General features: G+C 40.7%; 26 protein-coding genes and 2 tRNA genes. 14 read left to right on the plus strand and 14 right to left on the minus strand.

All coding sequences use genetic code 11. The annotated features are described in order from the left end of the window. Window positions 1-15: 15 nt before the first annotated feature. From ABFU83_RS15865 to ABFU83_RS15920, 12 genes are all read right to left on the minus strand, one after another. Window positions 16-450 (minus strand): hypothetical protein, encoded by a 435-nt coding sequence (locus tag ABFU83_RS15865; RefSeq protein ID WP_136404087.1) that lies wholly within the window; start codon window positions 448-450, stop codon window positions 16-18. 133 nt (window positions 451-583) lie between these two features. Next, the gene (locus ABFU83_RS15870) at window positions 584-1102 is read right to left on the minus strand and encodes a nuclear transport factor 2 family protein (RefSeq protein WP_347067349.1); all 519 of its coding nucleotides are present in this window, start codon (window positions 1100-1102) and stop codon (window positions 584-586) included. A gap of 1 nt (window position 1103) precedes the next feature. Next, a complete protein-coding gene (locus ABFU83_RS15875; RefSeq protein ID WP_347067351.1) occupies window positions 1104-2405 on the minus strand; it encodes an NAD-dependent succinate-semialdehyde dehydrogenase in 1302 nt (433 codons plus the stop codon). Between the two features lie 94 nt (window positions 2406-2499). Beyond that, window positions 2500-2709, minus strand: coding sequence for a DUF2892 domain-containing protein (locus tag ABFU83_RS15880; protein ID WP_347067353.1), 210 nt, complete (start codon window positions 2707-2709; stop codon window positions 2500-2502). A 17-nt stretch (window positions 2710-2726) separates the two neighbouring features. Next, window positions 2727-3026 (minus strand): thioredoxin, encoded by a 300-nt coding sequence (gene trxA / locus ABFU83_RS15885; RefSeq protein WP_347067355.1) that lies wholly within the window; start codon window positions 3024-3026, stop codon window positions 2727-2729. Window positions 3027-3055: 29 nt separating this feature from the next. Continuing rightward, window positions 3056-3250 carry a hypothetical protein gene (locus tag ABFU83_RS15890; protein WP_300490318.1) on the minus strand — a complete coding sequence of 65 codons (195 nt, stop codon included), beginning with the start codon at window positions 3248-3250 and terminating at the stop codon, window positions 3056-3058. 175 nt (window positions 3251-3425) lie between these two features. Further along, window positions 3426-3743 carry a GIY-YIG nuclease family protein gene (locus ABFU83_RS15895; RefSeq protein ID WP_347067357.1) on the minus strand — a complete coding sequence of 106 codons (318 nt, stop codon included), beginning with the start codon at window positions 3741-3743 and terminating at the stop codon, window positions 3426-3428. An 82-nt stretch (window positions 3744-3825) separates the two neighbouring features. Beyond that, entirely contained in the window at window positions 3826-4143 is a 318-nt protein-coding gene (locus ABFU83_RS15900) for a GIY-YIG nuclease family protein (protein ID WP_347067357.1), read from the minus strand. Between the two features lie 49 nt (window positions 4144-4192). Next, window positions 4193-4266 (minus strand) — tRNA-Asn (locus ABFU83_RS15905). 71 nt (window positions 4267-4337) lie between these two features. Next, window positions 4338-4411: transfer RNA gene (locus tag ABFU83_RS15910), tRNA-Asn, on the minus strand. A gap of 72 nt (window positions 4412-4483) precedes the next feature. Further along, window positions 4484-5809, minus strand: a complete 1326-nt coding sequence (rseP, locus tag ABFU83_RS15915) for an RIP metalloprotease RseP (protein ID WP_347067358.1) — start codon at window positions 5807-5809, stop codon at window positions 4484-4486. Between the two features lie 77 nt (window positions 5810-5886). Then, window positions 5887-7800: a M1 family aminopeptidase gene (locus ABFU83_RS15920; RefSeq protein WP_347067360.1), complete on the minus strand. Its 1914-nt coding sequence runs from the start codon at window positions 7798-7800 to the stop codon at window positions 5887-5889. Between the two features lie 173 nt (window positions 7801-7973). Here ABFU83_RS15920 and serS point away from each other — a divergent pair, with 173 nt between their 5' ends. From serS to ABFU83_RS15970, 10 genes are all read left to right on the plus strand, one after another. Beyond that, on the plus strand, window positions 7974-9245 hold the full coding sequence (serS, locus tag ABFU83_RS15925; protein WP_347067362.1) for a serine--tRNA ligase: 1272 nt from the start codon (window positions 7974-7976) through the stop codon (window positions 9243-9245). A gap of 81 nt (window positions 9246-9326) precedes the next feature. Beyond that, on the plus strand, window positions 9327-11105 hold the full coding sequence (locus tag ABFU83_RS15930) for a tetratricopeptide repeat protein (protein ID WP_347067363.1): 1779 nt from the start codon (window positions 9327-9329) through the stop codon (window positions 11103-11105). Between the two features lie 47 nt (window positions 11106-11152). After that, window positions 11153-11464 (plus strand): DUF4286 family protein, encoded by a 312-nt coding sequence (locus ABFU83_RS15935; RefSeq protein ID WP_136404099.1) that lies wholly within the window; start codon window positions 11153-11155, stop codon window positions 11462-11464. Between the two features lie 18 nt (window positions 11465-11482). Further along, complete coding sequence (gene rsmA / locus ABFU83_RS15940) at window positions 11483-12262, plus strand: 16S rRNA (adenine(1518)-N(6)/adenine(1519)-N(6))-dimethyltransferase RsmA (protein WP_347067365.1); 780 nt, start codon at window positions 11483-11485, stop codon at window positions 12260-12262. Next, window positions 12252-13604: a magnesium transporter gene (gene mgtE / locus ABFU83_RS15945; RefSeq protein WP_347067367.1), complete on the plus strand. Its 1353-nt coding sequence runs from the start codon at window positions 12252-12254 to the stop codon at window positions 13602-13604. The genes rsmA and mgtE overlap by 11 nt, the downstream gene beginning before the upstream one ends. A gap of 18 nt (window positions 13605-13622) precedes the next feature. Next, window positions 13623-14402 carry a pyrroline-5-carboxylate reductase gene (proC, locus tag ABFU83_RS15950; protein ID WP_347067368.1) on the plus strand — a complete coding sequence of 260 codons (780 nt, stop codon included), beginning with the start codon at window positions 13623-13625 and terminating at the stop codon, window positions 14400-14402. Beyond that, window positions 14399-15352 (plus strand): 2-hydroxyacid dehydrogenase, encoded by a 954-nt coding sequence (locus ABFU83_RS15955; RefSeq protein ID WP_347067370.1) that lies wholly within the window; start codon window positions 14399-14401, stop codon window positions 15350-15352. The genes proC and ABFU83_RS15955 overlap by 4 nt, the downstream gene beginning before the upstream one ends. 19 nt (window positions 15353-15371) lie before the next feature. Further along, window positions 15372-15755 (plus strand): VOC family protein, encoded by a 384-nt coding sequence (locus ABFU83_RS15960; RefSeq protein ID WP_347067371.1) that lies wholly within the window; start codon window positions 15372-15374, stop codon window positions 15753-15755. A gap of 61 nt (window positions 15756-15816) precedes the next feature. Continuing rightward, the gene (locus ABFU83_RS15965; RefSeq protein ID WP_347067373.1) at window positions 15817-16200 is read left to right on the plus strand and encodes a DUF4234 domain-containing protein; all 384 of its coding nucleotides are present in this window, start codon (window positions 15817-15819) and stop codon (window positions 16198-16200) included. Window positions 16201-16264: 64 nt separating this feature from the next. Next, window positions 16265-16639, plus strand: coding sequence for a DUF2752 domain-containing protein (locus ABFU83_RS15970; protein ID WP_347067374.1), 375 nt, complete (start codon window positions 16265-16267; stop codon window positions 16637-16639). Window positions 16640-16689: 50 nt separating this feature from the next. Here ABFU83_RS15970 and ABFU83_RS15975 read toward each other — a convergent pair whose 3' ends face one another. Then, window positions 16690-18501, minus strand: a complete 1812-nt coding sequence (locus tag ABFU83_RS15975) for a GNAT family N-acyltransferase (RefSeq protein WP_347067375.1) — start codon at window positions 18499-18501, stop codon at window positions 16690-16692. Between the two features lie 194 nt (window positions 18502-18695). On the opposite strand from ABFU83_RS15975, the gene ABFU83_RS15980 reads away from it, so the two are divergent. From ABFU83_RS15980 to ABFU83_RS15990, 3 genes are all read left to right on the plus strand, one after another. Continuing rightward, window positions 18696-19457, plus strand: coding sequence for an exodeoxyribonuclease III (locus ABFU83_RS15980; protein ID WP_136404108.1), 762 nt, complete (start codon window positions 18696-18698; stop codon window positions 19455-19457). A gap of 23 nt (window positions 19458-19480) precedes the next feature. Next, entirely contained in the window at window positions 19481-20446 is a 966-nt protein-coding gene (locus tag ABFU83_RS15985; protein ID WP_347067377.1) for an OmpA family protein, read from the plus strand. A gap of 94 nt (window positions 20447-20540) precedes the next feature. After that, window positions 20541-21578 (plus strand): NADP(H)-dependent aldo-keto reductase, encoded by a 1038-nt coding sequence (locus tag ABFU83_RS15990; RefSeq protein ID WP_347067379.1) that lies wholly within the window; start codon window positions 20541-20543, stop codon window positions 21576-21578. A 2-nt stretch (window positions 21579-21580) separates the two neighbouring features. Here ABFU83_RS15990 and ABFU83_RS15995 read toward each other — a convergent pair whose 3' ends face one another. Then, window positions 21581-22951 carry a PQQ-dependent sugar dehydrogenase gene (locus ABFU83_RS15995; RefSeq protein WP_347067381.1) on the minus strand — a complete coding sequence of 457 codons (1371 nt, stop codon included), beginning with the start codon at window positions 22949-22951 and terminating at the stop codon, window positions 21581-21583. Window positions 22952-23168: 217 nt separating this feature from the next. Here ABFU83_RS15995 and ABFU83_RS16000 point away from each other — a divergent pair, with 217 nt between their 5' ends. Continuing rightward, window positions 23169-24608, plus strand: a complete 1440-nt coding sequence (locus ABFU83_RS16000; protein ID WP_347067383.1) for a hypothetical protein — start codon at window positions 23169-23171, stop codon at window positions 24606-24608. Window positions 24609-24613 lie beyond the last annotated feature (5 nt).

Consider the following 24613-nt stretch of genomic DNA (forward strand, 5'->3'; position numbering starts at 1 on the left):
AATTTGGTTTTATAGTTAATTAAATAGTTTGTGTATTCCGTTTGAAAAACGATAGGAAAACGAATTCCGATCCATGATCGGACATCCGGTGTTTTTCATTGCATCGGTCACTACAAAGCGTTCGGCTTGATAGTTTCCTTTTTGCATAAGGGCTTCAAATGCCTGTTCTGCGTCAACTTTATTTAAATCGTGCGAATAAACTAAAGTGCCGTCCTGAATGTTGAAAAAAGTGTTTTTTACACCATCAATGCTTCGCAGTTGCGCGTTGATACGTTTTGCTTTAACAGAATCGATAGGTTCTTTAAAATCGATACGGCTGAGTTGTAGGCTGTTGTTGTCGTAATTTTTAGGGGTTACTAAAAGAATATGAACAACGAGAACTACAAAAAGAAGCACCGTTATGCCTAAAATAGAACCTGCAATCCATTTGATTTTTTTGTTGATTTTCATGGCATAGTTTGGTTTTAAATGTTTGTTAGGGTTATTTACGGTGAAATAGCGGTTTTGGTTTTAAAATAATTGAAATAAAAAAACCGGATACAATGATCCGGTTTTTAAAAATGGGTTATAAGCTATAAAAAAGCTATGGCGTCTGTTTTTTTAATTCGCTTGCCAGTTTGTTTTCAATGTCGTTTTTTGCTTTTACAACATCGTTTATTTTGTCGTTTGGAATGGTCATCGAAAGGACATAATGTTTGATTTTCCATTCGCCATCTTTTTTGATCACGACACCCGAACCACGACAGATTTTCATTTGCGTGTCCAAAAGCTCGTCGAACCAGGCCATCGAAAGATCCTCGTTAAAATAAATATTTCGCTGCAAAGGTTTGAAACTCCAGGCTTGTCCTTTGTCGAAATAGGGTTTGGCAAATTCGCCAAATGCTTTTTTATTCCAGTTTTCGGTGGCATCGGTGCCAATATAAGTGGCGTCGTCAGTCAGATCGTTAAAATAATCGTTATAATCCGCTTCTGCGGCAGCCTGATGCCATTCGTCCAGCATCATGTTGATTTCCTGTTTTTCTTCGTTAATGGCTTCTTCGCTCGGTTTCATGCAGGAAGCAAAAAGCGAGGCTGTCGCCAAAAGTAATACTGTTTTTTGCATATTAGTGTTGTATTAGTACCGTTTTTATGTTTACAAATTCGTGAATGCCTTCTTCGGATAATTCCCGTCCGTATCCTGATTTCTTAATCCCGCCAAAAGGCAATCGCGGATCGGATTTGACCATTTCGTTGATAAAAACGGCGCCTTCTTCAAAGTCGGCAATACGGGTTTTAATATAATCGGTGTTTTGAGTGAAAACCGAAACGCCAAGTCCAAAACGGGAGTTGTTACTAATAGCGATGGCTTCGTCCAGGTTTTTAAAAGCGACTAACGCGGCTACGGGACCAAAGACTTCTTCGTTAAAAACAGGCATCTCTTTTGTGACGTTGGTAATAATGGTCGGATCGAAGTAGGCCTCGTTGCGGGTTCCACCAAAAGCGATAGTGGCACCCATGGCAACCGATTGTTGTACCTGATTTTCCACTTCCTGAGCGAGATCCACCCGGGCCATCGGGCCGATTTGTGTCGTAGGATCCATCGGATCACCCATTTTTAACGGACCTAAAGCGGCTTTGTATTTTTCCAGAAACGAATCGAAAATACTTTCCTGGATCAGGAAGCGTTTTCCGGCAATACAACTCTGACCGGCATTTTGCATCCGGGCATTTACAGCAGTACTCACGGCTTTTTCCAGATCGGCATCTTCACAAACAATAAAAGCATTGCTTCCGCCGAGTTCCAAAACGGATTTTTTCAGGTGTTTGGCGGCTTCGGTGGCTACGGCAATACCGGCATTTTCACTTCCGGTTAAGGATACGGCTTTGATATGCGGATTGGCGATTACATCGGCTACTGCTTTGCTTGAAATAGGAAGGTTTTGGTAGATTCCTTCCGGTAAACCGCTGTCGCGACAAAGTGTTTCGATGATTTGTGCTGTTTCCGGAACATTACTGGCGTGTTTTACCACAACCGTATTTCCGGCGACAATCGATGGAATTGCAAAACGGAATACCTGCCAAAACGGAAAATTCCAGGGCATAACACCCAAAAGAACGCCAAGCGGTTCGTAGGTGATGTAGCTTTCTGTGGCTTCGGTTGTAATGGTTCGGCCTTGTAAAAAAACCGGAGCATTATGAATATAATAGTCACACAAAAGTCCGCATTTTTCTACCTCAGCGATCGATTGTGTTATCGGCTTGCCCATTTCCCTGCTGATCGATTCGGCATATTCCTGTTTGTTTTCTAAAAGTTTTACCTTCAGATTTTCAATATGCCGAATTTTTTCCGTTAGAGCCGTTTTTTTCCAGATTTGGAAAACAACTGCAGCTGTGTTTATTTTTTCGGGAATGTTATTTGTAGCCATCATCAACTTTTTTCTATGCTAGTAAAGATACTTATTTTCAGAAAAATAGTTTGTTAAAATAAGATGTCATTACGGATAATGGCGACGAGGGTGTTTATTTTAATCGCCTTATCCTGGTGTTGTGTTTAAAAAAGGAATATACCGGACAGAAATTAAAAAGACCGGTAAGTAATAATAAAGCACCAATGATCAATAGGATATAGCCCATTGTTCCGGTGATGATTTCCGTAGATACCAATAATGACAAGATGATGGCGATGGTAATGCGGATGATTTTGTCGATACTACCCATATTTTTTCTCATAGTACAACTGATAAAGGTTACTTTTTATGCGCACGAATGATAGTGATTAATTCCTCTTTGGAAATCAACCCGGAATGTCTCCAGAGTTGTTGGCCGTCTTTAAACAGCATCATGGTAGGTATACTTCGAATTTGGTAGTTTGCGGCAAGGGCTTGGTTTTTGTCGACGTCGATTTTAATAATATGAACCGAATCGCCCAACGTGTCTTTTACTTCTTTTAAAATGGGAGCTATTACGGTACAAGGCTGACACCAGGTGGCGAAAAAATCGACCAGAACGGGTTCTTTTTTTTGAATGATTTCGGAAAAAGTACTCATAATTGTTATTGTGTAATTTTGGGATTTATTTATCGTCTGGTTTTATTGGGAATGGAACATTGGTTATTGTTGCATCCGAAATTAAAAATGGCTTGAAGCAGGAAAAATAATCCGAATACGCCAAATAGCCATTCCCGGTTTTCATAGGCGGTATAAAACATAAATAAGGCGATGGCCAAACGGAAATACCGCATAAAATGCCAGTTTGAAAATAGGGTTTTCATTAGTGGAAGAATTCTGTTTCTTATAAATTTACGAAAAATAATGGAGTTTGGATGTAACAAATGTTACTTAATGTAGGAGAGGTAATGTTTGAAAGTGTATAAAAACAAAAAAGCCATTCGATAGAATGGCTTTTTTGTTTTGCTCCCCCTCTTGGGCTCGAACCAATCCCGATAGCTATCGGGACTCTGATTGAAAGTCAGGTGCTCCTTTGTATTTTTCGAGTAATTTGAATTTCATTTCCGGATATCGAAGTAAATTCCGGACATATATTTTACTCTTCATTGATTTAATATGTTTTTCAATGGACAAGCCTTGATTTTTAGACTCGCACTGAATGGTAAAAATCAACTTCCAGTCATCGGCTTTATAGGTGAATTTTCTTGATTGAGTATCGTTTAAATGAAATTCTATTCTTTGAGTAAGGTTTTCTGTAAAGCCAATATAATGTTTGTCTAGCTTTTTTGAGTAGAGAATGTAAACGAAATTGTCCATTTACAAAAATAAAAAAAAATCCTAACCATTTCTGATTAGGATTTTTTTGCTCCCCCTCTTGGGCTCGAACCAATCCCGATAGCTATCGGGACTCTGATTGAAAGTCAGGTGCTCCTTTGTATTTTTCGAGTAATTTGAATTTCATTTCCGGATATCGAAGTAAATTCCGGACATATATTTTACTCTTCATTGATTTAATATGTTTTTCAATGGACAAGCCTTGATTTTTAGACTCGCACTGAATGGTAAAAATCAACTTCCAGTCATCGGCTTTATAGGTGAATTTTCTTGATTGAGTATCGTTTAAATGAAATTCTATTCTTTGAGTAAGGTTTTCTGTAAAGCCAATATAATGTTTGTCTAGCTTTTTTGAGTAGAGAATGTAAACGAAATTGTCCATTTACAAAAATAAAAAAAAATCCTAACCATTTCTGATTAGGATTTTTTTGCTCCCCCTCTTGGGCTCGAACCAAGGACCCTCTGATTAACAGTCAGATGCTCTAACCAACTGAGCTAAGGAGGAAACTGTAATTTTTTGTCAAAAAGAACTTATTGTTAGATATAAAAAGCCAGCGTTGAACTGGCTTTTTTTTGCTCCCCCTCTTGGGCTCGAACCAAGGACCCTCTGATTAACAGTCAGATGCTCTAACCAACTGAGCTAAGGAGGAAGGTGTGTTACCTTTATTGCGGTGCAAATATAAGTCGAAATTTTAATCTCGCAAATAAAATGCTTAAAAAAATTAGAAAAATTTATCGGCAATCAGCTGATAGATGTCCTTCCCGAAGGTTAAGGCCATTAGAGTCAGTAAGATAATCATCCCGAAAGTCTGCACGTGACCCATCGCTTTTTCGCTTAATTTTCTTCCGGTTATCATCTCAGCAATCGTAAATAGGGCGTGACCACCGTCTAATCCCGGGATTGGTAGTAAATTCATAAACGCCAAACCGATCGAAAATAGTGCTGTGAAGTTCCAGATAAACTCCCAGTTCCACTGATCCGGTAAAGCGCGTGCAATTCCAACCGGGCTTTTTACATGCTTATACGCCTCCGTTTTTGGACGTAAAATCAGTTTAAATTGTTTTACGTTATAAACCAATAAAGCATAGGATTCTTTAACGGCTTCCGGGATTGCCTGGAAAAGGGATAATTTGTTTACTACCTCAAAGTCCATTTTGTCTTTAAACGTTGGTAAAAAGCCAATTTTTCCGTCGCTGTCTACTAAAGTTTTTAAGTTGACTCTTTCGTTGTTACGGATTACGGTAATGCTTACCGAATCGTTTTTATGAGCGTTAAGATTATCACGCAATTCGTCAAAGAATTTAAACTCTTTGTTGTCGATCGCTACCAGATGATCTCCTTTTTTAAATCCGGCTTTAAAAGCTTCCGATTTCGGCGTAACTGAATCGACTACCACGCTCGAAAGACGCGGCTGAATAAAATCACGACCTTCTTTTCCGATGATTTCTGCTTTCTGCGGATCGGTTAGGATAATCGTTTTCTTTTCACCGTTACGCTCGATGTCTATTTTGTCTCCTAAAAGGATGTCTAACGTCATACGATTAAAACGATCCTGGTATTTACCATCTACCGCTAAAATCTTATCACCGTTTTTAAAACCGACATTTAAACCGGTTTCACCAAAAGCCAGTCCGTTTTTCTGAATGGCTTCCGTAGCAATATATTTCTGACCGTAGGTTACATAGACCATCGTATAAATAAACCAGGCCAAAAGGATGTTTACAATAATACCACCCAACATGATGATAAGACGTTGCCAGGCCGGTTTCGAACGGAATTCCCATGGTTGTGGTTCCTGTTTCATCTGTTCCAGGTCCATGCTTTCATCAACCATTCCGGCTAATTTTACATAACCGCCAATTGGCAACCATCCGATTCCCCATTCTGTTTCGCCGATCTTCTTTTTTAATAATGAGAATCCCGCATCCATAAAGAGATAGAATTTTTCTACGCGTACTTTAAACATTCTGGCGGTGATATAATGCCCGAATTCATGGAGGATAACTAATACAGAAAGTATGAAAAGGATTTGCCCTAATTGTATCATTTTTTAAAGACTTTTTTTATTGTAAACGACAAAAGTAAGGTTTTCACCTTACTTTTTATCATGGAATTACAGATTGCCTATTTTTTTATAAAATTTTTATGAAAGACACCTTCGGAAGTATTGATTTTTATGAAATGGATTCCGTTAGATAAAGCGCTTACCGAAAATTCCGACTTAGGTTGAGTGCTGACTAACTGTCCCAAAGCGTTGTAAATTTCAATATTCTCCAGTTCGATATGGGGTGGTAACTGAATGGTAACACGGTCGCTTGTTGGATTTGGATATAACAGAATAGTATCGGAAATAGCAAACGAACGGGTGTCCAAAGAAGTAGTATTGTTTTTGGAAATAATATCTTTTTCCGGATCGAATTCGAAACTGGTAACGGTAAAAGGAACCGAAACAATAAACTCTTGTCCGTTGGTCGTGTTATCTACAATAACATCCTGTGTCAGGGTGCCGTTTTTTAAACGAATCGGAAGTGGCATTTCAAAATAGCTTACTGAGGGATGGGATTGGGATTGGGTTACTTTTATTTTAGCTTGTCCTGCGCCCAGATTTTGAACGGTGATGTTATAGGTCGGATAACCCTGGTTGTATACCCAGTCGTTAAAAAACTCGGTAAGATCCAGTCCGGATACGGTTTCAAGATGTGCTTTTAGTTGCGGTGTGATGGCATAACCGTAGGCCAGAGCCGGATCGTTCAGGTAGTTGCGAAGCGCCTGAAAAAAGTTGGTGTCACCCATTTTAAACCGTAGCATATTGGTTACCATCGAGCCTTTGTCATAGGTGATACGGCTACTGAAAATACGACCGACATTGGATAGTTGCGCATCGGTTAAATACAAATTGCCATCCGGTTGGGAAGTAATGTTGTTTATTTTAGAGTCTTTCCAGCTGATAAAAGAGGTGTTACTGGTTAGGTTTTTAACAACCATTCCGGACATAAATTCGGTGATGCCTTCGTTAAGCCAGATGTCTTTCCAGCTGCCGCAAGTTACTTTGTCGCCAAACCATTGGTGTGCCATTTCGTGGGCAATAAGGCTTCTGCTAAAACCACCCATAAAGGAAACAGTCGTGTGTTCCATTCCACCACCAAATCCACATTGGGCATGACCGTATTTTTCGTTGCGGAACGGATACGGGCCAATCAGGGTTTCATATAGGTTGATGATCGAGGGTGTAGGGGCTAAATTGGATTGCGTGGTAAAAGAACCTTCCGGGTAGATGTAATTGACTATTGGGAAAGTGTTGGGCGCCACACCGCCAACCTGATTGTAAATCTGGTAGTTGGTTACGGCTATGGCGATCAGATAGGCCGGAATCGGGTAACCGTGGTGAAAATGGGTCGTTTTGGTTCCGTTGCCATTGTCGGTGCTGCTAACCTGTAGTCCGTTGGCAACACTTACATATTGTGACGGCGCCGTAATATAAACATCAATAGTATTGACTTTGTCATTAAGATCCTGTTTACATGGCCACCAGTCTTTGGCGCCATAGGGCTCGGAAAGTGTCCAGATAATTGGGTTTCCGGAGTGATAACTGGCTGTAAAAGCGTTGTTCGCGGTGCCTGGCGCGCCGGAATAGGTTATGACTACTGAACTCGAAGCACCGGATGTTAAGGTTGTTGGGAGCGTAATTACCAATTCGTCGTTTGCGTTTTGCGTAAATATTAGGCTGGTGCTTCCCTGTTTAACACTGCTCACCGTTAGCGCATTTGTTAGGTCAAAGGTGATGGTGTTCATGTTTTGTTTGGCTGTAAAGTTAGTTGTTACGACGCCTGAAATAAAATAATTGGCCGGATCTACCGTGAATTCGAGTTTGTGGTAGGTGATGTCGTAATTCTGGGTATTGGCATTTGCTACAAATTGCATCATGCCGGATGCAGCCTTCATTTCGGCCTCGACCATTCTGGAAAAATCGGCTTCTTCGGTTTGGGCGAACGAAAAAGTGGTTGCCAGTAATGCAAAAATTAAGAAATAGTTTTTCATAAATTTTAGTAAAGTTTGCCAAATTTAGGGAATAATACAAAATATAGGCTTAAAATATTCGAATAATATGTTTTTGGCTCTGTATGGCCGAATTCTGTCTCCGCTTTGTAAAATTGCCCGTCTTATTATATAAAACAATTCCTTAAATTTGCTGACCATAAAATCATTATACTATGTTACAGATAGCATTTATTAGAGAAAACCAGGAAAAAGTAATCCAGGCTTTGGCAAAACGAAATTTAGACGCTAAAGCAATGGTTGAAGAAGTGGTGGCTTTAGATGAAAAGCGCCGCGCAACGCAAGTGGAATTGGATAATATTTTGGCGGAATCGAACAAGCTATCGAAAGACATCGGTGAGTTGATGAAAGGTGGTGAAAAAGCCAAAGCAGAAATCCTGAAAGAAAAAACAGTCGCTTTAAAAGAGAAAAGTAAAGAGTTAACGGAAGTTTTAAATACCGTTTCGGATCAGATGATTCACGAGTTGTATAAATTACCGAATATGCCGGCCGATGTGGTTCCGGAAGGTAAATCAGCCGATGATAACGAAACCGTTTTTGAAGAAGGGGCGATCCCGGTATTGCACGAAGGGGCGATGCCGCATTGGGAACTGGCTAAAAAATACGACATTATCGATTTCGAACTGGGAACCAAAATTTCCGGTGCCGGTTTTCCGGTGTATAAAGGAAAAGGAGCGCGTTTGCAACGGGCGTTGATCTCCTATTTCCTGGATAAAAATACCGATGCCGGTTATAAAGAATATCAGGTGCCACACTTAATCAACGAAGCATCGGGTTACGGAACCGGACAGTTGCCGGATAAAGAAGGGCAAATGTATCATGTGGGGATCGACGATTTGTATTTGATCCCAACTGCCGAAGTACCGGTAACAAATATGTTCCGCGATGTTATTTTACAGGAAAGCGAATTGCCGGTTATGTGTACCGGATATACGCCGTGTTTCCGTCGTGAAGCGGGTTCTTACGGAGCACACGTTCGTGGATTAAACCGTTTGCACCAGTTTGATAAAGTGGAAATCGTACGAATTGAACATCCGGAAAAATCATACGAAGCTTTGGAAGGAATGGTTGAACACGTGAAAACCCTGTTACAGGAATTGAAATTGCCATACCGTATCCTGCGTTTATGCGGTGGTGATATGGGATTCACATCGGCATTAACCTATGATTTTGAAGTGTTTTCAACAGCACAGGATCGTTGGTTGGAAATCAGTTCTGTGTCGAATTTCGAAACCTTTCAGGCAAATCGTCTGAAGTTGCGTTTTAGAGATAAAGACGGGAAAAATCATTTGGCACACACGCTTAACGGAAGTTCATTAGCATTGCCAAGAGTACTGGCCGGAATTCTGGAAAACTATCAGACTCCGGAAGGAATCGTAATTCCGGAAGTGTTGCGTCCATATACCGGATTTGATATCATTAATTAATAAAATCTTATACTACAACAATGTACTAATTAGCTGAAAAATGGCTACATTAGTACATTGTTTTTTTAGGATAACCATATCATGAAAAACTTTTTTTCCTATATCGCTCTGTTATGCTCGGTGTTTGTTTTCGCACAAAACGAACAGCTGGCGCAAAACTATTTCGATAGGGGAGAGTTTGAAAAAGCAATGGTGATCTATGAAGATTTGCTGAAAGCGCAACCGAATAATTATCAGTATTTTCAAAAACAGGTTGCCTGCTACCAACAGCTAAAACAATATGCCAAAGCGGAAGAAATGATCCGAATCCGGATCGACCGTTTTAAGCAAAACAACCTTTATGTAGAACTGGGCTACAACTACCAGTTGCAAAAGGATATGGATAAAGCCAATAAAGCCTATCAGAAAGCATTGGACGTTATCAAAGAAAATCCGAATAATGTTTACGGTGTTGCGAGTCTTTTCGAACAGAAAGTGCTACTCGAACAAGCCTTAAAAGCCTATGAACTCGGAATCGCCGGGAATCCAGGTTTTAATTTCGATTATCAGATTGCCTTGTTACAGGGACAATTGGGGAATCTGGAACTCATGGTGGATAAACTGCTCGATTATGCCTATCGCAATCCGCAAAACGCTCCGTTGGTACAAAGTCAGCTGGCGCGTTTTATGATGGAAGATACACAGGAGTCGTTTAATGCCAATCTTCGGAAAGCATTGTTGATTCGTACGCAAAAAACACAGGATATTTTCTGGAACCAGTTTCTGAGCTGGTTTTTTGTACAGCAAAAGGAATACGGAAAAGCCTTTATTCAGGAAAAAGCCATTTTTAAACGAAATCCGGATAATTTTTATACAATCATTAACCTGGCCAAACTGGCCGTTCAGGAACAGGAAAACGATACGGCAAAAGAGATACTGGATTTTATACTGCTCAATACACAGGATCTGGATTTGCAAATGGAAGCCCATTATCAGCTATTGACGATGGATATCGAAAAGGCAACGCCAAAAGAATATCCATTACTTCAGGAAAAGTTAAACCTATTGCTAAAACAATATGGTATTTCACCGTATTCGTTGCGACTACAGGTTTTAAAAGCGCATTTTGAAGCCTTCTATCTGAAACAATTTGAAACGGCACGCCAGATATTGACCAAGGCATTGGAGTTGCCGCTCAATAATTATCAGAAAGCCGACGTGAAAATGGAACTTGCCGATGTGTTGCTGCTGGATGAAAAGTTCAATCAGGCGATTATCTATTATGCGCAGATTGAAGACGATTTAAAAAACGATGAAGTCGGACATGAAGCCAGTCTGAAAATGGCAAAAGCCAGCTACTTTAAAGGCGATTTCGACTGGGCGCAACAACAATTCAAAGTGCTAAAAGCCTCTTCCTCTCAGTTGATCGCCAACGACGCGTTGGAATTATTTCTTTTGATTAATGATCATACCGCACAGGACAGTACGCGAGTGGCCTTAAAGAAATTTGCCAAAGCCGATTTCCTGTTGTATCAAAATAAAACAGACGAAGCGTTAAACGGGTTTCGTACGCTTCTAAAAGAACAGAAAGGACAAAGCGTTGAGGATGAAACACTATTGAAAATCGGACGTATTCTGGAAGAGAAAAAAGAATATGCCGAGGCGTTAAAAGTCTATCAGGAGATTATCGAGAAACATGCCGAAGGGATTTATGTAGACGAAGCCCTGTTTTTTTCGGCCGAAATTTACCGAAAGGATTTACCCGATGTCGAAAAAGCAAAAGCCCTGTATGAAAAGGTTATTTTTAACCATCAGGATAGTATTTACTACGTAGACGCCCGGAATAATTACAGAAAATTAAGAGGGGATAACAATTTATAAAACCTGACCGACAGTTGTTCGGAGGGTGATAACTTAAGTTTTAAAAGATGATTATTTACAATGTGACGATCAATATACACGAGAGTGTACATGACCAATGGATGAAATGGATGCAGGAGAAGCATATAGCCGATGTAATGGCTACCGGAAAGTTTTCAACGGCGCGGATGGTAAAAGTATTGGTGGAGGAAGAAATGGGCGGTGTAACCTATTCCATTCAGTATACGACCGATAGTAAGGAAACGTTGCAACGGTATTACGACGAAGACGCGCCACGCCTGAGAGCAGAAGGATTTGCACTTTTTGGAGATAAAATGTTGGCGTTCCGTACGGAATTAGAATTGATCAGCGATCATTAATAGCCTTAAAAACAAAGTATGGATAAGGTAAGAGCTAAAAAACATTTGGGACAACACTTCCTGAATGATGAAAATATTGCCCAAAAAATTGCCGATACACTAACCTTAAACGGGTATCAGAAAGTGTTGGAAATCGGTCCGGGTATGGGAGTGCTAACCAAGTATCTTCTGGAAAAACCAATCGAAACCTACGTGATCGAAATTGATACCGAATCGGTCGAATACCTGCAAACGCATTATCTGAAGTTGTCCAATCGTATCCTCTCAAAAGATTTCTTGCGATACAACCTTTCGGAAACGTTTGGGGATGATCCGTTGGCGATTATCGGGAATTTTCCGTACAATATTTCGTCGCAAATCGTTTTCCGCGTATTGGAAATGCGGGATCGTATTCCGGAGTTTTCGGGAATGTTCCAAAAAGAAGTGGCCGAACGGATTTGTGAAAAAAAAGGAAGTAAAGCCTACGGTATATTATCCGTTCTGGTTCAGGCTTTTTACGATACGGAATACCTGTTTACCGTGTCGGAACACGTATTTACACCACCGCCAAAAGTGAAGTCGGGCGTAATGCGGATGCGTCGAAAAGAAAACTACAAATTACCATGCGAAGAAAAATTGTTTTTTAATGTGGTAAAGACTGCGTTTAACCAGCGTAGAAAAACATTGAGAAATAGTTTAAAAACTTTCCAGTTGTCGGATAATTTAAGAGAAGATAGTATCTTTGACCTCCGTCCGGAACAATTATCCGTAGAACAATTTATCGAACTCACTCAAAAAATAGCCGCCGATGGAGTTTAAAATCAGCAGAGACTTTATTGCTCAGATTGAGCAACTAATCAGTGAAAACAAAGGGAACGAACTTGAAAATTTGCTCCAGGAGATTCACTATGCTGATATTGCCGAAATTATGGAGGAACTCGATGATTACGAGGCAAGCTATCTTTTTAAAATACTCGACAGTGAGAAAACAGCGGAAATCCTCCTCGAATTGGATGAGGAAGTCCGTGAAAAAATCTTAAGAAATCTTTCGGCAAAAGAGATCGCCGAAGAGCTGGATGAGCTGAATACGGACGACGCGGCCGATATTATCGCGGAATTACCACAATCGAAAAAAGAAGAAGTTATTTCCGAGCTGGAAGACGTCGAACACGCCAAGGATATTGTCGACTTGTTGCGGTATGACGAAGATACAGCCGGAGGTTTAATGGCGAAAGAGCTCGTGAAAGTGAACGAAAACTGGAACGTGCTCACTTGTGTAAAGGAAATGCGCCATCAGGCGGAAAACGTTTCCCGCGTACATTCGATTTATGTGGTGGATGATGAAGAAAGACTAAAAGGGCGTTTGTCGTTAAAAGACTTGTTGACGACATCAACGAAAACGCCGATTAGCGAAGTATATATTAAAAAAGTCGACTATGTAAAAGTCGATACCAAAGACGTGGAAGTGGCTCGGATCATGCAAAAGTATGACTTGGAGGCGATTCCGGTGATCGACGAATTGGGTCGATTGGTGGGGCGCATTACGATCGATGATATCGTAGACGTGATCAAGGAAGAAGCCGACAAAGATTACCAGTTGGCGGCCGGTATCTCGCAAGACGTTGAGGCGGATGATAGTATTCTGGAGTTGACCCGTGCGCGTTTGCCATGGTTGGTATTGGCGTTGTTGGGTGGTTTTATCAGTGTACGCGTATTAGGTCTTTTCGACGGAGCGATGGATAAACATCCGGAGTTGTTCTTTTTTACACCGTTAATCGCCGCAATGGCAGGAAATGTCGGTGTGCAATCCTCGGCAATTATTGTTCAGGGTCTTGCCAATAATACATTAAGCGGTTCGTTATGGAGTCGATTGTTAAAAGAGATTACACTGAGCTTATTAAACGGATTGATCTTAGGACTTATCCTGTTAATCGGTAGCCATTTTCTTTTAAATGTGAACTTTATGCTGGGAATTACCGTTACGGTAGCCCTGCTTTCCGTGATTGTCACGGCGTCTGTACTGGGAACCTTTATTCCCATGACGTTAAACCGATATGGTATTGACCCCGCATTGGCCACCGGGCCTTTTATTACAACCAGTAATGATATCTGCGGAATTCTGATTTACTTTTCCATAGCCAAAATGATCTTAGGCTTTTAATCATAAAAAACGGTTCTTATGAAAATTGTAGTTATAGGTGGTGGTAATTTAGGTACCGCCATCGCTTTGGGTATTGTCCGTTTTACAACGGATAATCAGGTGATCGTAACCAGGAGAAATCCGGAGGCGATCCGTTTCTTGGAATCGGATGGGATTTTGCTTTCTTCCGATAATAAAAATGCGGTTCAAATGGCCGATGTAGTCGTGTTAACGGTCAAACCCTATCAGGTAGCTGCAATTATTTCCGAATTAAAACCGTTTTTAAAAGGAAAAATAGTCGCCTCGGCGGTTAGTGGTCTTTCTATGGAAATGCTACAGGAGCAGTTGGGAGCAACCGCACTGGCCATCCGGATTATGCCCAATATCGCCATTCAGTTCGGATCGTCTGCAACCTGTGTAACGGTTCGTGAGGAAGATCAGACTACGGTTAAGTCTTTTTTAAGCGTGCTGGAACAATTGGGATCGGTAGTGCTTATAGACGAAAAAATGATGGATGCGGCTACGGTTCTCGGTGCTTGTGGAACAGCCTATGCTTTGCGCTATATTCGTGCCGCGATGCAGGCGGGTATCGAAATTGGTTTCGATGCACAAACGGCACTGGCTATCGCGTCACAAACGGTTAAAGGTGCGGCCGAAATGGCTTTACGGGAAAAAGTACATCCGGAACAGTTAATCGATCGTGTAACAACGCCTAAAGGTTGCACGATTGCAGGACTAAATGAAATGGAACACCAGGGATTCAGTTCGTCGCTGATCAAAGGAATTAAAACATCGTTAAACAATATTAAAGGGATATGAGACAACCTGTGAAAATTCTGCATATCGACAGTAATCACCCGGTTTTATGGGACAGATTGGTCGCGGCCGGTTTCGAAAATCATGAGGATTATAAATCGTGTAAAGAAGCCGTCGAAGCCAAAATCCACGAATACCACGGTATTGTGATTAGAAGTCGGTTTAAAATCGATAAGACCTTTTTGGATAAAGCGACCAACCTAAAGTTTATCGCCAGAGTGGGTGCCGGTTTGGAAAGTATCGATTGTGTGTATGCGGAACAGAAAGGGGTGCATTTGATTGCCGCTCCGGAAGGAAACCGAAATGCGGTAGGAGAGCATGCGCTTGGGATGCTTTTGTCGCTGTTGAATAAGCTAAATAAAGCCGATCGGGAGGTGCGAAGTGGTCATTGGAACCGTGAAGCGAACCGGGGCTATGAACTCGATGGAAAGACTGTTGGTATTATAGGTTATGGGAATATGGGGAAATCGTTTGCGAAAAAACTACGCGGGTTTGAGGTCGAGGTGCTGTGTTATGATATTCTCGATCATGTGGGCGATGCCAATGCCCGACAAGTGTCGTTGCTGGAATTGCAGAAAAAAGCCGATGTGCTGAGTTTGCACACGCCCTGGACACCGGAAACAGATAAAATGATCAATACAGCTTTTATCGAAGCGTTTTCCAAACCGTTTTGGTTTCTCAATACGGCACGGGGAAATAGTGTGGTTACGACCGATCTGGTTACTGCACTGATTCAGGGGAAAGTATTGGGTGCCGGATTGGATGTGCTGGAATATGAAAAGCTGTCTTTTGAAAATTTATTTACAGATGATAAAACACCGGAAGCATTACAATATTTATTGCAGGCCGAAAATGTACTATTGACACCGCATATTGCCGGGTGGACTTTTGAAAGTAAGGAAAAACTAGCGCAGGTGATCGTTGATAAGATACTTGTATGCTGTAATAGCTAACCAAAAATAAACTTAAATTATGGACAAAAAACAAAGTAAAAGAGTAACCGGAATTGGCGGTTTTTTCTTTAAATGCGACGACCCGAATACGGTAAAACAATGGTATAGAGAACGTCTTGGAATTCCGGTTGGTGATTACGGATGGTCGTTTACCTGGAAAGACGAAGAAGGAAACGATGGACTGACACAGTGGTCGCCATTTGCGGCAAATACCCGTTATTTTGAGCCGAGTGAAAAGCAGTTTATGATGAATTTTAGAGTGGAGAACCTGGTGGAATTACTTGAGACGCTTAAAGCAGAAGGTGTTACGGTTGTGGGGGAGATGGAAGAGTACGATTATGGTAAGTTTGGCTGGGTTTTGGATCCTGAGGGAAATAAAATTGAACTTTGGGAGCCTAAATAATATTGCTTTAACATAAAAAGTACTATATTCGCCACATAATCAACCTAATCAAAAACAAAAAATGGAAGTAAAAAACACAAATTCAGAGGATTGGAATAGTCCTCAGATCCCGGTATTTAAAGTGGATCCGATCATGGTTTTGGTGTTCGGAATTATTACCTGTGGATTGTACCTTATTTATTGGAATATTAAAGTAGCCGATGTTTTAAACGCGGTGGCCGAAAGACAAATTATCTCCCAACCCGTAGCCATCTTTTCGGGATGTTGTTTGCCTGTTAATTTGTATTTCTATTATATTGCCGGTAAAGACGGTTTGCCTAAAGTATATCAAAAAATTGGAGAACCGAACAAAGATCAGTCGGTTTTATTATTGGTTTTAGGGTTTTTCTTCCCTATGGTAGCTGCAATGATTGTTCAGAGTGATATCAACAAGCTTTACAAATAAAAATAGAAAACAACTCAAAATTTATGGGATTATCGGAGCATTATTGACTCTGATAATCCCTTTTTTGCTTACGTTTCAAAACGAGCACAATCATCTGGATGAAGCGCAATCGCTGTGTCCGTTTAAGATGCTCACCGGATTCCCTTGTCCGGGTTGCGGAATCACAAAATCGTTGGTTTATATCTATGAAGGCGATTTATCAAGAAGCCTTCATTTTCATTTATTCGGGCCATTTGTCTTTGCCTTGTGCCTTGCTGCAATACTCATATTATCCGTGGAGCTTTTTACCGGTAAAAGCTATTTCAGATCCCTTTTTTATAGTAAAAAAGTTGCCTATTTTCTGGCTACTATATTGGTGGTGTATCATGTGATACGGTTGTTTTATTTTGTGTCGGATAACACTTTCGACGATATCTTGCGACAATCCATCTGGAAATAAAAAAAGACCTGAAATTTTCCAGGCCTTTTCGTTTATTGCGATATTTTTTCTTATTCTTTTTCGTTTAGCTTTCGTTCCAGTTCTGCCTGGAATTCTTCCATCACAGGCTTTACGGTGCTTTCCGGTAAATCGGCTATGCGGATGTACATCAAGCCATCTACGGCATTGTTAAATAGCGGATCGACGTTAAACGCAACCACACGTGCATTTTGTTTGATATATTTTTTGATCAAAACCGGCAAACGTAGGCTTCCTGGTTCTACCTCATCGATAATCTTATCGAATTTATTGAGATCGGCTTCTGTTTCGTTAAATACAAAATCCTTATCGGCATCTTTTAGTTTTACCTTATATTCCTTTTTAGGGTGGATATACTGCGCGATATACGGATCGTAGTAATGTGACTTCATAAACTCGATCATAAGCGATTTGGAGAAGTCGGAAAACTGGTTACTGATACTGACACCACCAATCAAATAACGATGTTCCGGATGACGTAGGGTTGTGTGTACAATTCCTTTCCATAACAGGAACAACGGCATTGGTTTTTGCTGGTATTCTTTGATGATAAAAGCACGTCCCATTTCAATGGATTTCGACATCATATCATACAATTCCGGTTCAAAGCGGAATAATTCGTGTAGGTAAAATCCGTTAATACCGAATTTTTTATAAATATCCGAACCCAATCCCATACGGTAGGCACCGGCAATTCGTTTGCTTTCCTCATCCCACAAAAACATGTGGTGGTAATATTTATCGTATTGGTCTAAATCCAACGATTCGTTGGTTCCTTCGCCTACTTCGCGGAACGTGATCTCGCGTAAACGCCCGATCTCATGCAATACATTTGGAATCTTATCCGCAGTAACCAGAAAAACCTCGTAGTTTTTACTTTGAAGCAAACGGTAATCGCCTTTGCGTAATTCGGTTACTTCCTGTAGGATTTTTTCGTAATTCGCAGGATGTGCGATTTGCTTCGGACTGCTTTTTGGTAGCGGTAATTTTAAACTTGGCGCTGATAATAACTTGCTTTCGGTGCTTTCGAATGAGTTGGCCAGCATATACGTTTTGCGGCGTAAAAACTCCGAATAGGCTTCGGTAGTTTCGTATTCACATTGTTCGCTCACCGGAATCGGTTTTCCGATACGTACTTTGATCACACGTTTTTTCTGCGTAAGTAATTCAGATGGCAATTTTGCAGTACGTAACGTCGGACTTATTTTAGACAGCAGGTAAAATAATTTGCTGTTTTTTGCGTGAAAATAAATCGGAACAACAGGAACCTGTGCTTTTTTAATCAACTTTATAGCGCCTTCTTCCCAGGGTTTGTCAACAACCAGTTCGTCGTCTTTGTAAGTAGAAACTTCTCCGGCCGGAAAGATTCCCAACGGTTTTCCTTCGCTAAGGTGACGTAATGTTTCTTTAATTCCGGCAACGCTCGATTTGGCATCTTTGTGATTCTCAAACGGATTTACCGGCATTACATACGGTTTTAAAGGCTCAATGCGGTGTAACAGGAAGTTGGCGATAATTTTAAAGTTAGGCTCGCGCTCCAACATTAGTTTTAATAGTAAAATACCATCAATTCCGCCTAGCGGATGATTGGAAACGGTAATATAAGCACCATCTTTTGGTAAGCGCTTTAAATCTTCTTCCGGAATTTCAAACTTAATCTGGAATTCATCCAGAATGGCGTTTAAAAAAGGAACATCGTTGAGATGTTTATTTCTGTTATATACAGCATTAAGCGTAGAAATCTTCAGCACCTTCATCAGTAACCAGCCTGAAAAAGTTCCTAAGAAACCGTATTTGTCAGTATTTATTGCTTTTGCAACTTCTTTAGCGGTAACTAAACCCATTTAATTTCGTTTTGAGCGAAAAACAAAGATACTAATTCTCTCGAAACGCTAAAAGGCTTTATCTTATTATTATATAATTTTTAATAGCATTGGAATTTAGGTATTTGATTGTGAAGGTTTTGTTTCTATTTCTGTATTTCTGTTTCAATTCTATGGGTTTTTGCCTATTTTTGGGGAAAATGTAACTGTAAACAATGAAGATTATTTCTTATAACGTAAACGGAATCCGGGCCGCTATTACCAAAGGTTTTCTGGATTGGTTAAAAAGTGCTGATCCGGATGTGATTTGCCTTCAGGAAATTAAAGCAACTCAGGAACAAATTCCGTTGCTGGATATCGAACTGGCGGGATATCCCTATCATTACTGGTTTCCGGCTGAAAAGAAAGGTTATAGCGGTGTGGCAATTTTGTCGAAAGTAAAACCAAACAATGTGGTTTTCGGAACCGGTATTCCGCATATGGATAAAGAAGGACGTAACCTGCGCGTGGATTTTGATACGTTTTCGGTGATGAGTCTGTATTTGCCGTCCGGGACAAATATCGACCGACTGGATCATAAGTTTATGTATATGGCCGATTTTCAGAATTACATCAACAACCTGAAAAAGGAAATTCCTAATCTGATTATCTGTGGGGATTACAATATCTGTCACGAAGCCATCGATATTCACGATCCGATCCGAAATGCGAAAGTGTCGGGGTTCCTGCCGGAAGAACGCGCCTGGCTGGACGGTTTTATGAAAAGCGGATTTGTGGATAGTTTCCGTCATTTTAACAAAGAACCGCACCATTACAGTTGGTGGAGTTACCGCGCTAATGCCAGAGCCAATAACAAAGGGTGGCGTATCGATTATAATCTGGTGAGCGAACCGTTGCGCGATCGGATGAAACGGGCTGTGATACTGCCGGAAGCCAAACATTCCGACCATTGTCCGATTTTAGTTGAAATTGAATAAACTCGAAAAAACTGATATAGCAAATGATTAAAAAAATGTCTATTGGAGTGTTGGCACTTGCGTTGTCCACTTCATGCGTTTCTAAAAAATTGTATACCGATTTAGAAACAAAATATGCCGATTTAAAAAAAGAAAACCGTCAGTTGGCCGATGAAAATACATCGCTGTCTAAAGATAAAAACCAGTTGGATTTGCTTTCTAAAGATTTGCAATCACAATTGGATAAGCTAAAAGCCGAACGCGATAAACTGGCATCCGATTATGCTGCCGCTCAAAACAGTCTGAAAACGCTACAGTCGTCGTATAAGGCTCTGGAAAAAAACAGCGATGATGCTTTAAAGAGCAATATGGATAAAAACCGGGAGTTATTGGCGCAGTTGGAAGCTAAAGAAAAAGCATTGGCCGCTGAAAAAGACCGTTTGGAAAAACTGAAAAATGATTTGAAAGACCGTTCGGATCGTGTTAACGAACTGGAAAACATGATCGCCGAAAAAGAAGCTTCCATGAAGCGTCTGAAAGAAACCCTTTCCAAAGCGTTAAATGCTTTTGAAGGAAAAGGATTAACGGTAGAACACAAAAACGGAAAAGTATACGTTTCGATGGAAAACAAACTGTTGTTTGGAACCGGAAGTTGGGCGGTTGGAACCGAAGGTAGAAAAGCCGTTGTAGCGGTTGGAAAAGTATTGGGCGATAATCCGGACATTACGGTACTGATCGAAGGACATACCGATAATGATAAATATGCCGGTGCCGTTGGTGCAATCGAAAACAACTGGGATTTGTCGACCAAAAGAGCTACCGCTATCGTAAATATTCTGGCTGAAAACAAAGCAATCGACAAAAAGAACCTGACAGCAGCCGGTAGAGGAGAGTTTGCGCCAATCGCATCCAACGATACCGCTGAAGGAAAAGCAAAAAACAGAAGAATCGAAATTATTCTGACCCCTAAACTGGATGAAATTTCGAAAATGCTTAACGATATTAACTAATTAACAGTTATATAGTGAAAAAGGTTCAGCCGTACGGGCTGAACCTTTTGTTTTTAGTATTTTTGAAACCTTATAATTGGAGCCTGAAATTAGCATGAAATACACAGTAATACCGGGAACGGACATCAAAATAAGTACAATATGTCTCGGAACCATGACGTTTGGAGAACAGAATACCGAAGCGGAAGCACACAGTCAGTTGGACTTTGCATTGGACAAAGGCGTTACTTTTATCGATACCGCCGAAATGTATCCCGTGGCGGCACGTGAGGAAACTTCCGGACGAACAGAACGCTATATCGGAAGTTGGTTGCATAAAACCGGAAACCGCGATAAAGTAGTACTGGCAACTAAAATTGCCGGTCCTAACCGCGGAATGGAATATTTACGGGACGATTTGCACTATACCGATAAAACGATTCGCGAATCGGTTGATAAAAGCTTACAACAGCTGCAAACGGATTATATCGATTTGTATCAGTTGCACTGGCCGGAACGAAAGTCGAATATGTTCGGACAACGCGGTTTCACAGTTCAGGAGGATGCCTGGGAAGATAATTTTAAAACCGTATTGGAAACCTTTGATGCGTTGATCAAAGAAGGAAAAATCCGTCATATCGGCGTTTCGAATGAAACACCGTGGGGTGTGATGCGTTTTCTGGAAGAAAGTAAAAAACACAATCTACCGCGTATTGCGACGATTCAAAATCCGTATTCGTTGTTAAACCGAACTTTCGAAGTGGGTTTGTCCGAAACCTGCTACCGTGAAAAGGTAGGGTTATTGGCCTATTCGCCATTAGGATTCGGTACACTTACCGGAAAGTTTCTTACCGGAGAACCATTGCCAAAAGCGCGAATTAACCTGTTTCCGCGTTTTTCACGTTACTCTGGCGAGCAATCTCAAAAAGCCGTGAAATTATATCAGGAATTGGCCACTTCCTTTGGATTGACGTTAACCGAAATGGCTCTGGCCTTTGTACAACAACAAGCCTTTGTTGCTGCAACAATCATTGGAGCGACGAATTTGGAACAGCTGGAGGAAAATATTAAAACCCATTCGGTGGTTTTAACAGAGGAGATGATTCGTGAAATCAATCGTATCCAGGAGCATATTCCAAATCCGGCACCTTAATTTTATTCTACAGACAATTTGTGCGTAGCAGTGCTACCCTCGCTGTCGGTAATATGAAGAATATATAAACCTGTAGCTAAGTGCGACGTTTTAATGTTGACTAGCTCCAGGTTTTTTGTTTTCTGAATATGAACCTGTTTTCCGTTCGTGTCGAAAATAGCAACGGCATCCGGATAGCTGTTGCCATTGGCTTTGATGTTGATTTCGGTTTTCGCCGGATTCGGATAAATCGTAAACGTATTTCGGTTAAAATCGGCAGTACTTAGTGAACTGTCTTTTATCTTATAGATGGTTCCGTTGTTAATCGCACCGATATACAATTCACCATTCATGTCTTCTCCAAAAGTTACAAAACTATTACCGCTAAAGTTCGTCGAGTAGGTTATGGTTCCGTTGTTGTCAACCATACCGATTCGGGGCGAACAATAATCCGTAAAGAAATATTTGTTCTGGAAATTAGGATAAAGCGTTCCGGTATAAACATAACCACCGGTTATCGAACAATTCCCGGCACTATGAGCGGTAACCGCCAAAGGAAAAGTCATCGTCGATTGTGCGGGACATCCGGTACTGGTATTGTACGTATTGTTTCCTTCATAACAACGCCAGCCATAGTTCAGTCCGGCTTGGTTGGATGCCACTTTATTAATCTCTTCGAAGGCATCCTGTCCTACATCAGCGATCCATAAGTCACCATTGTTTCGGTTAAAGGAAAATTTCCACGGATTACGCAATCCGATCGCCCAGATTTCGTCGGCACCAGCCACACCTACATACGGATTATTGGCCGGAATGCCATAAGGTGATCCGGAATTCACATCAATTCGCAGCATTTTACCCAACAACTCGTTGATATTTTGCGCCCGGTTTCCGGGATCGCCACCGCTACCGCCATCACCCATACCGATGTATAGATAGCCATCCGGGCCAAATTTTACAGATCCGCCATTGTGATTGGAAAATGGCTGGGTAATAGTAAGTAAAACAGAAGCACTTCCCGCATCGGCAAGATTCGGATTGCTGCTATTCACACTGTACCGTGCAATTACCGTATTACCGGCTGTATTGGTATAGTTAACATAAAAGAAGCCATTGGTACTGTAATTCGGATGGAAAGCAAGACCGAGTAAACCGCGTTCTCCTCCGGAACTAATCAGGCTGGTTACGGTTAAAAAAGGTGTTGCATTAACGGTTCCATTAGCATTTACTATTTTAATGTTTCCGCCGCGTTCCACGACAAATAATCGGGAATCATTAGCATGTGCTATTTCGACCGGATTGGAAAAACCGGTTGCGAAACTTTCTAGTGCAACGGTCTGTGAAAAACCGATGTTGCTCGCTATAAGTGCCAGGGTAAGTAGTATTTTTTTCATAGGATAGTTGGTGTTGGTTTGTAGTAAAAATAGTAAAAAAATATTTAGTACAGTTGTAACGGTTTAATTTTTAGTATAATAAGGACTTTAGTGGGACAATGTGGGCGTTGCTGTAATGCTGTATGAATCAATATTATAATTTAGTCTATGCCCTGAACGATTCTTTATTATTTGGTATGTATTACGCAAAATTTAATTTGACTCGGGAATGAAAAAAATGCTACAAAGTTTGACAGTGATTATAAGTCTGTTTTATGTAACGCTGGTAAAAAAATGTGATCAGGAATACGGTGTCAAACAGGAGGTTGCCAGAAATGAAAAAATGACTGTGAAAAGACTGTCCGATGAAGAGATACGAAAAGTTTCCCATGTGGCAAAAAAATTGAATGAAGTGTTGCTGGCATTGGTTGTGGATGCCTATAACGCCGAGAATCGTTTGATAGTAAACCGGGAAGAAGCTGTTTTTATTAAGGATAAAGGAATAACATCCTATACGTTTCCAATTATACGGGAATGCCCTGTTGATGCAATTGAAAATCTTGTGCTGAATTTTTCGGAAAAAGGAGATTGTAATGTCTTTCTGACGACATATGATCTGAAACGTACTCAGGTATTGGGACTCCATAATATGCATAGTTTGGAAGATAAAATGGGTATTGCCATCCGAAAAAAAGTAGACAAAGCCTCCAAAGAGCAAAATCTGTTTTATAAAGGGACTATATTCGCAAGGATCCCAATAGTGTGGAACGACAGTGGTGAGGTGACATCCTCTTTGGAATGGTTGCAAAAACAGGAGGATGACGATTTATACGGATTTGAAGAACAACAACAAAAAACCTTTGGAAATAATACTGCTCCGGTTTTACAAATTCTAACCACACCGGTTGTGAGTATGACATTTGCATCGTTTTTGAAACGGTTTAAAGAAGAAATTACAACCGTAAGTCCCAATAGTATCTGGTGGCGAACAAATGCCAGTGATACTGTAGTAGCCTATTTAAAGGAACAATTTGATTTCAAAACCGGATTGGAAACGCAGGAAGCAAATGATTTCGCGTCATGGGCTGTTGGTTATATGTGTAAAAATCCGGAAATAACCTGGGAACATTTGGAAAAATGGTTTTTAGAACCGGAAGAAATAAGAGAAAAGACCCGCGATAGCCGGTTCTGGGAAAAAACGATACAGAATTTTCAGACCAAAAAATTACCGTCCGATGATGCTTTTGTAGAAGTAGCTCCGAAACCTAAAGAATATAATCGCATCGACAGATCGGTTATTAAAGATGTTCAGGAACAATATTCCAATCATTACGATTCGACCAGTGTCACGGAACACCAGAAGTTGAATGTCATAAATAAGTTACCCAAAAAGAAATGGGGGGTTGATTGTGAAACCAATGATGTTTTGGTGGAAGATTTTAATATCGGGATGAATAAGATTTATGAAGATCCGACTTACAGGCTGAAAGGACAGAAAGCAAACTTTGCCAATTTTTTAAGGGATAAAACAGGGATTAATACCGTTGAAAATACGGATGTTGATGAAAACGGGGGCTTCGGACATGTGGATCTGATTGCAAAAGGAAAATCCCTTACCGAAGCAGGGGCATGCCAGCTAAAAGAAATACAGTGTATTGAAATATTGGAGTTGGATTAGAAACA

It is taken from the genome of Flavobacterium sp. WV_118_3 (assembly GCF_039778605.1).
Classification (GTDB): domain Bacteria; phylum Bacteroidota; class Bacteroidia; order Flavobacteriales; family Flavobacteriaceae; genus Flavobacterium.

Coding starts and splice junctions, on each gene's coding strand:
- ABFU83_RS16000 (WP_347067383.1), top strand. CDS start 23,169: ATGCTACAAAGTTTGACAGTGATTATAAGTCTGTTTTATGTAACGCTG.
- ABFU83_RS15985 (WP_347067377.1), top strand. CDS start 19,481: ATGATTAAAAAAATGTCTATTGGAGTGTTGGCACTTGCGTTGTCCACT.
- ABFU83_RS15900 (WP_347067357.1), bottom strand. CDS start 4,143: ATGGACAATTTCGTTTACATTCTCTACTCAAAAAAGCTAGACAAACAT.
- ABFU83_RS15880 (WP_347067353.1), bottom strand. CDS start 2,709: ATGAGAAAAAATATGGGTAGTATCGACAAAATCATCCGCATTACCATC.
- trxA (WP_347067355.1), bottom strand. CDS start 3,026: ATGAGTACTTTTTCCGAAATCATTCAAAAAAAAGAACCCGTTCTGGTC.
- ABFU83_RS15960 (WP_347067371.1), top strand. CDS start 15,372: ATGGACAAAAAACAAAGTAAAAGAGTAACCGGAATTGGCGGTTTTTTC.
- ABFU83_RS15975 (WP_347067375.1), bottom strand. CDS start 18,501: ATGGGTTTAGTTACCGCTAAAGAAGTTGCAAAAGCAATAAATACTGAC.
- ABFU83_RS15995 (WP_347067381.1), bottom strand. CDS start 22,951: ATGAAAAAAATACTACTTACCCTGGCACTTATAGCGAGCAACATCGGT.
- rseP (WP_347067358.1), bottom strand. CDS start 5,809: ATGATACAATTAGGGCAAATCCTTTTCATACTTTCTGTATTAGTTATC.
- ABFU83_RS15990 (WP_347067379.1), top strand. CDS start 20,541: ATGAAATACACAGTAATACCGGGAACGGACATCAAAATAAGTACAATA.
- ABFU83_RS15870 (WP_347067349.1), bottom strand. CDS start 1,102: ATGCAAAAAACAGTATTACTTTTGGCGACAGCCTCGCTTTTTGCTTCC.
- ABFU83_RS15875 (WP_347067351.1), bottom strand. CDS start 2,405: ATGGCTACAAATAACATTCCCGAAAAAATAAACACAGCTGCAGTTGTT.
- ABFU83_RS15955 (WP_347067370.1), top strand. CDS start 14,399: ATGAGACAACCTGTGAAAATTCTGCATATCGACAGTAATCACCCGGTT.
- ABFU83_RS15965 (WP_347067373.1), top strand. CDS start 15,817: ATGGAAGTAAAAAACACAAATTCAGAGGATTGGAATAGTCCTCAGATC.
- ABFU83_RS15980 (WP_136404108.1), top strand. CDS start 18,696: ATGAAGATTATTTCTTATAACGTAAACGGAATCCGGGCCGCTATTACC.
- ABFU83_RS15890 (WP_300490318.1), bottom strand. CDS start 3,250: ATGAAAACCCTATTTTCAAACTGGCATTTTATGCGGTATTTCCGTTTG.
- ABFU83_RS15895 (WP_347067357.1), bottom strand. CDS start 3,743: ATGGACAATTTCGTTTACATTCTCTACTCAAAAAAGCTAGACAAACAT.
- rsmA (WP_347067365.1), top strand. CDS start 11,483: ATGGATAAGGTAAGAGCTAAAAAACATTTGGGACAACACTTCCTGAAT.
- ABFU83_RS15920 (WP_347067360.1), bottom strand. CDS start 7,800: ATGAAAAACTATTTCTTAATTTTTGCATTACTGGCAACCACTTTTTCG.
- ABFU83_RS15935 (WP_136404099.1), top strand. CDS start 11,153: ATGATTATTTACAATGTGACGATCAATATACACGAGAGTGTACATGAC.
- ABFU83_RS15865 (WP_136404087.1), bottom strand. CDS start 450: ATGAAAATCAACAAAAAAATCAAATGGATTGCAGGTTCTATTTTAGGC.
- proC (WP_347067368.1), top strand. CDS start 13,623: ATGAAAATTGTAGTTATAGGTGGTGGTAATTTAGGTACCGCCATCGCT.
- mgtE (WP_347067367.1), top strand. CDS start 12,252: ATGGAGTTTAAAATCAGCAGAGACTTTATTGCTCAGATTGAGCAACTA.
- serS (WP_347067362.1), top strand. CDS start 7,974: ATGTTACAGATAGCATTTATTAGAGAAAACCAGGAAAAAGTAATCCAG.
- ABFU83_RS15930 (WP_347067363.1), top strand. CDS start 9,327: ATGAAAAACTTTTTTTCCTATATCGCTCTGTTATGCTCGGTGTTTGTT.